This window comes from uncultured Cardiobacterium sp. (genome assembly GCF_938028185.1).
Taxonomy (GTDB): Bacteria; Pseudomonadota; Gammaproteobacteria; order Cardiobacteriales; family Cardiobacteriaceae; genus Cardiobacterium.
This window is the reverse complement of the sequence record NZ_CALJAH010000352.1, coordinates 1-8,657: the sequence shown is the minus strand read 5'-3', so window position 1 is coordinate 8,657 and position 8,657 is coordinate 1. Positions and strand designations below refer to the sequence as shown.

At 58.6% G+C, this 8,657-nt stretch carries 11 protein-coding genes; all 11 read right to left on the bottom strand.

The features are described 5' to 3' along the window. On the bottom strand, positions 1 to 482 hold a 482-nt coding region (locus tag Q0349_RS10295), incomplete at its 3' end, for a DNA cytosine methyltransferase (protein WP_298080828.1). 31 nt (positions 483 to 513) lie between these two features. Beyond that, on the bottom strand, positions 514 to 660 hold the full coding sequence (locus Q0349_RS10290; protein ID WP_298080826.1) for a hypothetical protein: 147 nt from the start codon (positions 658 to 660) through the stop codon (positions 514 to 516). 89 nt (positions 661 to 749) lie between these two features. Next, the gene (locus Q0349_RS10285) at positions 750 to 2,531 is read right to left on the bottom strand and encodes a PcfJ domain-containing protein (protein WP_298080825.1); all 1,782 of its coding nucleotides are present in this window, start codon (positions 2,529 to 2,531) and stop codon (positions 750 to 752) included. Beyond that, a complete protein-coding gene (locus tag Q0349_RS10280) occupies positions 2,528 to 3,580 on the bottom strand; it encodes an ATP-binding protein (RefSeq protein ID WP_298080824.1) in 1,053 nt (350 codons plus the stop codon). Before Q0349_RS10280 ends, Q0349_RS10285 begins: the two co-directional genes overlap by 4 nt. A gap of 30 nt (positions 3,581 to 3,610) precedes the next feature. Beyond that, a complete protein-coding gene (locus Q0349_RS10275; RefSeq protein WP_298080823.1) occupies positions 3,611 to 3,982 on the bottom strand; it encodes a hypothetical protein in 372 nt (123 codons plus the stop codon). 22 nt (positions 3,983 to 4,004) lie between these two features. Further along, the gene (locus tag Q0349_RS10270) at positions 4,005 to 4,928 is read right to left on the bottom strand and encodes a site-specific DNA-methyltransferase (RefSeq protein WP_298080822.1); all 924 of its coding nucleotides are present in this window, start codon (positions 4,926 to 4,928) and stop codon (positions 4,005 to 4,007) included. Between the two features lie 14 nt (positions 4,929 to 4,942). Next, positions 4,943 to 5,281, bottom strand: coding sequence for a hypothetical protein (locus Q0349_RS10265; protein ID WP_298080821.1), 339 nt, complete (start codon positions 5,279 to 5,281; stop codon positions 4,943 to 4,945). Beyond that, positions 5,278 to 6,489, bottom strand: a complete 1,212-nt coding sequence (locus Q0349_RS10260; RefSeq protein ID WP_298080820.1) for a hypothetical protein — start codon at positions 6,487 to 6,489, stop codon at positions 5,278 to 5,280. The genes Q0349_RS10265 and Q0349_RS10260 overlap by 4 nt, the downstream gene beginning before the upstream one ends. Beyond that, positions 6,486 to 7,460: a DUF2807 domain-containing protein gene (locus Q0349_RS10255; protein ID WP_298080819.1), complete on the bottom strand. Its 975-nt coding sequence runs from the start codon at positions 7,458 to 7,460 to the stop codon at positions 6,486 to 6,488. Before Q0349_RS10255 ends, Q0349_RS10260 begins: the two co-directional genes overlap by 4 nt. Before the next feature lie 45 nt (positions 7,461 to 7,505). Further along, the gene (locus Q0349_RS10250; RefSeq protein WP_298080818.1) at positions 7,506 to 7,712 is read right to left on the bottom strand and encodes a hypothetical protein; all 207 of its coding nucleotides are present in this window, start codon (positions 7,710 to 7,712) and stop codon (positions 7,506 to 7,508) included. 17 nt (positions 7,713 to 7,729) lie between these two features. Then, on the bottom strand, positions 7,730 to 8,657 hold a 928-nt coding region (locus tag Q0349_RS10245; RefSeq protein ID WP_298080817.1), incomplete at its 5' end, for a topoisomerase DNA-binding C4 zinc finger domain-containing protein.

Below are 8,657 nucleotides of genomic sequence, written 5' to 3'. Positions count from 1 at the left end.
GTAGGAACACCACAATCAGAAGCATCAATAATCAAGGGGCCTATCAAAGTATATTTTTTGTTTACAATGGATAGCGCTTTTTTAAGTTGGGGTAAATTATGTTTGTCTGTTAGACCTTCAACATTTTCCATTACAAAAAACTTGGGATCTAATATATTGACATGCCTAAAGAAGTCTTCCAGCAACTTTCTTCGGGGATCACTGATATCCCCTATTCCTATTCTTGAATATCCTTGGCAAGGAGGCCCCCCTATTACCCCATCGATTTTCTGTTGTCCTAAAATATCCCGCCAACCATTTGCATCCAATATGGCTAAATCTTTATTGAGAACCTTTGTTTGAGGAAAGTTGTTTTTATAGGCCGATTGAAGGGTAGGATCTATATCTATTGCCGCAATTGTGTGAAATCCTGCGAGTTCTGCACCTAACCCAAATCCGCCACAACCACAAAATAAATCTACTAAAACAGGCTTTTTACTCATCGTTCTTCCAGTTGCTTTGTTTACCGATATTCTATTGCAGAAAAATAATTCTGTCGACCGTGTGCTGGCGGAAATCAATGACGCCGATGGCCGAGAACAGTTCCGGCTCGACGATGTGGGCAAAAAACTGTTTGCGCAGCGCCTTCATCGCGCCCCGCATTTGCTCGCGGTCAAGCACCCGCTCTCATTCCTGACGCCATCCTTCGTCTTCCAAAGTGCTGATATGACCGGCTGGGTCTCTTGCTCTCGTCGCGGGGATGCAAATGATCATGATGAAGCCGGCGCAGCCAGCAGCGCCCGGTTATAGGCGGTGACCAGTTTCTTCCCGGCTGCCTTGACCCTGGCGGATACAGCCGTGTTGCATTTGCCGTAGTGCTGATCCCATCGAGCCTCGTCACCGCGCTCGTTAATGGTAATCCCCAGGGTCGAGCGCTTATCGTCGGCATCGCATACGGTAAAGACGCGGTAGCGGTTGCTCTGACACAAATCAGCATAACTCGCGACGCAGTGCTGCATGGTCTCGCCCTCATGCAGCAGGGCGAGGTTACTGGTAAGCGGGGTAAAGGTGATCCCGTCAATGACGATTGACGGCAGGGCGGAATCCCAGTGCCGTTCCGGCTCTGCCTTCTTTTTCCTGGTTCGCAGACGCGCGTGCCATTCGTCACTGCGGTGGCGGAGAGATGCCCATGTACTGTTCTTTTGCGGGAAACCGGCGGCAAAGCCTTCGGCGCGCAGCCAGTCAAGCCGGTATTGCACTTCTGCCGGACCTTGGTGGTACAGCCATTGCCGCAAAAAGCGATAACCCCGATCCTGCCATTGTCGTTTGGTCTCAGCGATGAAGAGGGACATCAGCCGCTGCATGCGCCGGTCCACACCGAGGCAGTCAAAGAGGTTATCCCGGCGGAGGACCGTTTGCAGGGCAAGCACCGGAATGCGCCCGGTGATGCCAGCCTGAAGCAGGTTGGTAATCAGCCTGTGGTTGTAACCGCTCTCTATCCAGGCTTTAACGACCAGTGATGAGGCCTGTCGCAGCCATTGCCATTCCCCGGGACTCGCCAACGCCCTTATGCAGCTATAAGAGAGAAAATCCGTCTCCGCATTGGAAACGGTGGGGGACGGGGCAAAGTCGATTTCTTCGGCTTCAGCCGCCCCTTGGGCACTGTTAACCCATACTTTGCGGGAGAAGAGGTCATCGCGGCCCCAGTGACAGGGCGCGATAGCAGGCAAGAGCGGCAATAAATTGCGATGTTCGCGTGCCACCTTGAGCACGGCGTCGCGTCTGCGCGCGTAGTAGAGGTAGCGGCCGACCGTGTGCTGGCGGTAATCGATGACGCCGATGGCCGAAAACAGTTCCGGCTCGACGATGTGGGCAAAAAACTGTTTGCGCAGCGCCTTCATCGCGCCCCGCATGTTCTCGCGGTCAAGCACCCGCTCATGGTAATAGCGGCGCAAGAAATCGGTCATCATCTCCCGGGGGACAAAGCCCCGGTTTTTGCCATGATATTCCCCGCCCCGGCGTTGCTCCCGCCGGCCATCGCGATAGTGGCAGTCAATGCACGCGTCCTCGTCCGTCTCGTCCGGCAGTTCGGCGTAGCCGGCAGCATTCAGGGCGGTATGGAGCATCCGGTTGATGATGAGCGCATACCAATCCAGATCGCTGTTGAGCAACGGTATCAACAACTGCTCTTCCAGGGCCTCAGTCTCGTGCCAGAGGCCTTGCCGCAAATCAAAGGCGTAGGTGTGCACACTGTTATCGGCATGGCGCTCAATACGCCACAGATTGCAGATGGTCTGGCGGTGGATTCCGTCTTCCGCCGTGGACTGCGTTAGCCGCAGCAGTTTGTAGCGCGCGATGTAGTCCCGGGCTTGCCGCCACACGGTGGTGAGGTCTGGCCGGGCGAAGAGGATCTTGTCGGTGCCGGGTTCGGCGTGGTTATCCCGGGGAAGATCGTTTCCCCCGGCATCGGCAGCGGTGAAAGCTGCCTCTGTACCAGCAGAGGCGGACGGTGTATGGGTCGTTGCGCGGCCGTCATCGCTGCGTCGCCTCATATCGGCAATGCCTCCTGTGTTGTCCCGCGACGTCGCCGCTGCTTGCGCACGGGTACCACTGTTGTCTCTGCTGTCAGCGGCTGCAAGCGTTGCTGCCACTGCTCCAGTTTGCGCCTAGTGATGGCCCGGGAATCGGCAGCCGTTCCGGCGAGCACAATGCGGCGGACGATGTCTAGGCAGAATTCTTCCATCTCGGCAAAATTCAGTCCGGTGAGCTGCGCCGCGATGGCTTCTACCGGGTCGCCGAAATCCACCTTGTAGCGGTCGCTAATCACCCGGATGAAATGTGCCAGCTGCACCTCCGTCGGCAGCGGCAGTTCGAGGCGCAATTGAAAACGCCGCCATACGGCACGGTCGAGCATTTCCGGGTGATTGCTGGCGGCGACGATCACCACGTAGTCCGGCATGGCATCCAATTGTAGCAGCAGGGTGCTGACAATGCGTTTGATCTCGCCGACTTCGCGGCTGTCGCCGCGTTCCTTGCCCAGCGTTTCAAACTCGTCCAAAAAGAGGACGCAGCGTCGGGTACGCGCGTAGTCGAGCACGCTTTTCAAGCGCCCCGAGGTCTCACCGAGATAGCTACCCATCAGCGACTCATAGCGGATGGTGATAAGCGGAAAGGCCAGCTCGCCGGCCAAGGCCTCCGCCAGGGAGGTCTTGCCATTGCCCGGCGGCCCGGCCAGGAGGACACGGTGACGGGTACAGAGGTTATGCGCGTGCAGCAGCTCGACCCGTTGCTGCTCTTCCACCAGTTCGCGGATTTGTACGGTGATGTGGGGTGCAAGGACCAGGCTGTCGAGTCGGCGTGCGGGTTGAGTCTCGTAATAGAGCGCTTTCTGCGACGCAGGGCCGCCTTGCTCGAGGAAAGGCGATGGGGACGTTCGGGATGGCGTATGCGGCGCTTGCAGGGCTTTCTGCAAGCGCTCGGCCAAGATGCGGTGTCCCATCTGTTCTTCTCCAGCAATCAATCGCTCAACCAACTGCCGGATGGCAGGTTGGTTTCCGGCTGTCGCATGACGGATCAGTTCCACCAGCACATCCGCTTGCATCCTGTACTCTCCGTCGCTGTGGTTGCTTACTTATTCACCCACGCCGCAGTCGGCATCGGCAGATGCGCCTTCCTCTTCGTCAGCCGGCATCAGCCCGGCCAGTTGTGCTGCCCACACTTGCGCACTAAATGCGCGGACAGAAAGGAAGCGCATGTAAGCCTGTATTCGTTGTTCCGGCGTGACATTGGCGAAGGCTCGCCGCATATGCTCACGGAAAGCACGGATAGATTGTTCTTCCAGTAAATTCTGCGTTTCTTCCGGTGTGCAGTTACTGAGGCGTTGCCGGAAATCCTCCATCCATTTTTCGTATTCTTCGCTGGGCACGGTTATCCGATCCTGCCAGTCCTTGTCGTGGGTCAACAGGGCCATTGCCGTTTCGTTCTCAGTATGTTCAATTTGCATGGTTTTCTCCCGGTTTGTGGGTTTAGGTAAAGGATAGACCGCGCTCTGCTGCGAGGGTTTGCTGCAAGGGCAATGGCCGCTGCAGGGTGCGGTCTTCGTGCAGCGGTGCGAAGGCAGGATCGATTTCGATCGCCAGCCATTCACGTTCAAGGCGGTTGGCCACGTCAATCACCGTGCCGGAACCTGAAAAGGGGTCAAGGACGATATCGCCCGGACGGCTGCCGGCGAGGATGCAGGGTTCGACCAGGGTAGTCGGCATCGCTGCCACGTGCGCATGCCTGGTCGGACGGGTGGCGAGCGACCACACGTCACGCTTGTTGCGCTCCGGCTTGACGGCTGTCGGCAGCCGGTCTGCACGGTGTTGCGGTACCACACCGCGCCCTGGGAGTACAACCTGTGCCCGTTTGCCCTCTGCCCGGGCAAAGTCGTTGCGGCGGTTGTTTTTGCTCTGTGGGTAGGTCAGCGCGGGTTCCTGGATAGCGCGGTGGTCAAAATAGTAGCGAGGCTGTTTGGCAAGGAGGAAGAGGTACTCGTGCGCCCCCACACAGCGATCAGTGACCGGCTCCGGCAGGGGGTTGGTCTTGTGCCAGATGATGTCCTGGCGCAGATACCAGCCGTCATCCTGCAAGGCCAGGGCCAGCCGCCACGGGATGCCGAGCAGGTTCTTGGCGCGCAGGTCGCCGCCACGCGCGGCATAGCTGTCGCCAAGGTTGAGCCACAGGGTGCCGTCATCGGCCAGCACCTCTCGCACCAGGCGGAATACCCCGACCAGGGCATCCAGGTAGTCCGCCACGCAGCGCTCGCAGCCGATCTGCCCCGGCATGCCGTAGTCGCGCAAGCGGTAATACGGCGGCGAGGTGATGCAGGTCTGCACGCGCAGTCCTTCGGCTGCCAATTGCGGCAGTACGCTACGGCAATCCCCGGTGATCAGGCGGCTTTCAAACATGGCGGTGTCTCCACTCAGTTTGTGTCATCCCCCAGCCTTGTCAGCTCTTGGGGGAAATTTATGCGGCTTTTGCCTTTGCACACCGTCCCGATCACATAGCGGTGAGAGATGCCGTTCTCTTGTGTTTCAATATATTTGTGACCATGGGTATCCGTGTTCCAAGCTGTCGGCAGGGCATCCAGGGCGGTGGCGAGACCGTCTATATCGCCAGCCGTGATGTTGACCCTGTCAGACGCCACCCCTTCCGGAAAATTTGCCAGCTGTGCCGGTTCTACTTTTTCGGTGGGTATGGGAGTGCCTGGCTGAGCAAATATGTGCCGGCCAAGGCGACGTAGTACGGCAAGCATTTTCATACGACACCGCCCGGGCGCGGAAAATGGTCCGGGAAGGTGACCCGGGCGAAGAAGGGCTGCAGGTCGTCACGGCTCAGGACGCTTTTGCTGCGGATGAGCGTTGCAAGTTCGCGCAATACCGTTTCGTTTTGGTTTACGAAACTCGTGACGATGCCCATTTGCTGCCCCTGCAGGGTATCAACGATGGCATCGATTTGTTCGGCCCACATCGCTTCGAAGGCGTTATGCGGGTTGGGGAAGTAAGTCTGGCGGTAGTAAAAGGCGAGATAATCGCGGACGGCGACCTGCCAACGGGCATTATCGTCGGCGACCTGGCGGACCAAAGGACGGCTGAGTCTGTCGCGAAGGCGGATATCGGCCGCACCTCCGGCCAGCAGACACAGGAGTAGCCAATCTTCGAGCTCACGCAACCGGCGCAGATCCATGCCGGCAGCCATTGCGTCAAGGAAGTCCCAATCCCCCGGCCTGTACATACGGGTATCGATCCGGGCCGGCACCCGGGCTAACGCCGCGCAGCATAAGACCTGGCCGGCCAGGTAGGCGGCTATCTGCTGCCGCTCGAAGGGGCGCGGTGCAGTATGGGTAGCCCGAAGTTCCGTTTTCAGCTGTTTGAGGCGTGCCGCCACAGGGTCATCCTCTGGCACCATCTCTTCCAGACGGATGCGCAATGCGTCTTGCCGCCGAAACAGCAGCATCATCACGGCAGAGAGCACGAGCAGGATAAATATTCCGCTTGCCAAGGCGGCTGCCGCCATTTTCTCCGGGTATTCGTGGGCCGCCTGCAAGATGACCGGGCCGGCGACCAGCAACAGCACCGTACCTGTAAAATAGAGCAGGATGATGTCCAGTATCCAGTAAACACCCGGGAACTTCGTCGTGAAATCGTAGAGCCATCTTGAAGATGCCGGTATTCGTTCTCGTGCAGCGAAGGACAGCAGTACACGCAACAGGGTTACCAGAAAAGAACCGCCCAACAGGAAGCCGGTCAGCACGGCTAGGGTGCTTGCCATCACCTGCAGCAACGGATCCGTGAGCGTCCCGGCACGCAGCACCCAGTAACCGGTAATGCCGATAGCCACAGCACGCCAGCCCAGCCGCCACGGTGTGCTCTGCCACAGCTCGCGGAGGGCGGTGGTGGCAGCCGAAAGACCGGTGTACAGTTTGTGCCCTGCGCCGCGCAGGGTGGAAAAGTGACCAATAACAATCATGCGGTTCCCTCCCGGTTGATGACATAGACCACGCACCCTCGTATTGTCAGCTGCCGCTCGCGCGGTTCCTGCATCAGGGCCAGCTGACCGTCGCCGATGAGGGTACCGCTGACGCTGTCGGTTGCATTGAGACGGATGTCGCCGGAACCTGAGAGCGACACCCTGGCCTCTGCCACCGGGCAATCGCCGAGATGGATGCTGCCACTGCCGCTCAGGGAGATGTCGGCGCTTTTCGCCCGGCCACACACACGGATATCACCGCTGCCGAAGAGCTGCGCATGGAGCTGCTGCAGTTCCGACTCTGTTTTACCCCGCCCGAAACCGTGCAATCCTAGCAGTACGTCGCCGCTTCCGCAGACTTTCAGTTTGGCTGTTGCCGTGTCCGCTTCGTCATGACGGATATTGCCGCTGCCGGCAACGCAATAGTCTATTGCTTGCCCGGCAAAGCCCTGTACATGCAGGCTGCCGGCTTTGACTATAATCTTTGGCAACTGTGGTGTGCGGATGGTACAGCTTCTTGGCCGTATGACCATCCCTGTGCCATCGTCCATCACCCGGCCATTGATGATACTGACCGACTGTCCGGTCTTACTCACCACTCGCCCATCAATCATCACCTGTCCGTTGCTGCTGACGCTTACCGAGTGTCCCTCAGGAACATCGGAAAGCTTAAGGTGCCTGCTTCGCGTGATCGAGCCAATAAAGCTGCCATGGATGTTGTTGATAATGTTGCCGCCGACTACGACGGTACCCTCCCCGTTACCACCGACATGCAACGTGTCAACGTCGTGCCAACAGAGGGAAGATGCATCGCCGCCATCACTGCTTATGCAGCTTTCGGGACTTTCGATGAGTTGCACCTGCACCCTGCCATCGATGACGAGACAGGTAAAAGGTGCCAATGTTGCTGTCTTGGCGGTGGTGGGGGTTGGCTCTGCCGTCCGACGGCTGAACCGGTCAAATAATCCCATGGGGTTCTTCCTCGTTCTAGGGTTTGGGTTTGTCTTAGTGTTGCCTTAAAGGGCACCGATAGTGTCCGATCGTCTTTCATGTCCTGCGCCCGGTGCGGCCAGCGGCAGCATCCGGTACGTCCATACCTCCCAGGTCTCGGTGGTCGCAATGGAGATATGCGCCCGCAAGCTGCCATTGCTGGTGATGGTGATGCGCGGTTCCCTGCCCAGATAGCCCAGGACCGTTGCCCGGTTAATGCCGCGTGTAGCCATTATCTTCTCCCTTGATTTCACTCTGTTGCCGCAAAGCGGGGCTCACCGTGCGCGTCTGGTTCGGTGTGGTTGCACTTGGGATAGTTTTTGCACCCCCAGAACACCCCTTTGCTGCCTGAGCGCTGCACCAGTTTGCCCCCGCAATCCGGGCAGCGGTATCCACCCCCGCTAAATGCCGTACTGCTCCCTCTACGGTTATTGGCTGTCTTAGCCCCTGTCCCAGGTTTGCCAGACGGCTTGCCTGTTGCAGGTTTGCTCGACGCTTGCCCTGAGGCAGGTTTGTCACCCCACACTCCCGGTTTGCCGTTGTCATCCGGTGCGCTGTGCGTGCAGGCGGGGTAGCGATCGCAACCCCACCAGAAGGTGTTTTTCTTTTTGCCGGGACGGCGTTGCAGGTAGCCTTCGCCGCAGACAGGACACGGGTGTTCGGTGGATTTTTCAATGCGTGCCACGGGTTTGCCCGGTTTGCCGCGCGCGTCCGGTAGCGTCGTCTGGCAAGGATTGGGCTCGCGCTGGTAGTTAGAGCAGCCCCAGAAATAGCCGTTTTTGCCCTTGAGGCGGCGCAGGTGGCCATCGTCGCAATTAGGGCAGGGATAGTTTTCTTCCGCGCCGGCGAGTGGCTGAATGGAGGTGTCAGCAGTGAATACCGCCAGCTGCGCGTCCAGCGCCTGGTCGTAATGCGCGACCACCGCGCGATAACCCGCCTTGCCCTGGGCGATGGCATCGAGGTGGTCTTCCATGTCACGGGTGTAGGCAATCTCCAGAAAATCGAAACGGCCGCGTAGCGCCTGAATCAGCGCCGTGCCGAGTTCGGTCGGCACAAACTGCCGTTTGACCACCTCAACGTAACCGCGCTGCTGAATCGTGCCGATGATGCTGGCGTAGGTTGAGGGGCGACCGATGCCCTCGCGCTCCAACGCACGAATCAGTGCAGGTTCGCTATAG

Excerpts from the sequence above, each read along its gene's own strand:
- Q0349_RS10285 (WP_298080825.1), bottom strand. The coding sequence starts at position 2,531 with ATGAGGCGACGCAGCGATGACGGCCGCGCAACGACCCATACACCGTCC.
- Q0349_RS10280 (WP_298080824.1), bottom strand. The coding sequence starts at position 3,580 with ATGCAAGCGGATGTGCTGGTGGAACTGATCCGTCATGCGACAGCCGGA.
- Q0349_RS10275 (WP_298080823.1), bottom strand. The coding sequence starts at position 3,982 with ATGCAAATTGAACATACTGAGAACGAAACGGCAATGGCCCTGTTGACC.
- Q0349_RS10270 (WP_298080822.1), bottom strand. The coding sequence starts at position 4,928 with ATGTTTGAAAGCCGCCTGATCACCGGGGATTGCCGTAGCGTACTGCCG.
- Q0349_RS10265 (WP_298080821.1), bottom strand. The coding sequence starts at position 5,281 with ATGAAAATGCTTGCCGTACTACGTCGCCTTGGCCGGCACATATTTGCT.
- Q0349_RS10260 (WP_298080820.1), bottom strand. The coding sequence starts at position 6,489 with ATGATTGTTATTGGTCACTTTTCCACCCTGCGCGGCGCAGGGCACAAA.
- Q0349_RS10255 (WP_298080819.1), bottom strand. The coding sequence starts at position 7,460 with ATGGGATTATTTGACCGGTTCAGCCGTCGGACGGCAGAGCCAACCCCC.
- Q0349_RS10250 (WP_298080818.1), bottom strand. The coding sequence starts at position 7,712 with ATGGCTACACGCGGCATTAACCGGGCAACGGTCCTGGGCTATCTGGGC.